General features: G+C 62.8%; 1 protein-coding gene. It reads left to right on the plus strand.

Translation table 11 applies throughout. From position 1 onward, the window contains the following. On the plus strand, positions 1-269 hold a 269-nt coding region (locus SB724_RS20330), incomplete at both ends, for a hypothetical protein (protein ID WP_410572682.1).

Raw genomic sequence — 269 nt, forward strand, 5'->3', positions numbered from 1 at the left:
TTCAAAGCGCGCAGTGGTGCCGAAATCGAACGAGCACTACATACTGCAGCGGCTCGAGGATGCATTCGAAGGTCACTTTGCGTCGCGGCTCACCACCCAGCAGATCGTCAAGTTTGCGCAGGACCGTCGCAAGGCGGGCGCCGGCGGCTATACCGTCGATATGGATATCTCGAAGCTTGGAACCGTGCTGCGGCACACGGCATCGCTGCTCGGCCTGACGCTGCCCGATGCGATCGGTGCAGCCCGGCCGACGCTTCACCACCTTCGGC

Source organism: Bacillus sp. SIMBA_031, assembly GCF_046535225.1.
Taxonomy (GTDB): domain Bacteria; phylum Bacillota; class Bacilli; order Bacillales; family Bacillaceae; genus Bacillus; species Bacillus velezensis.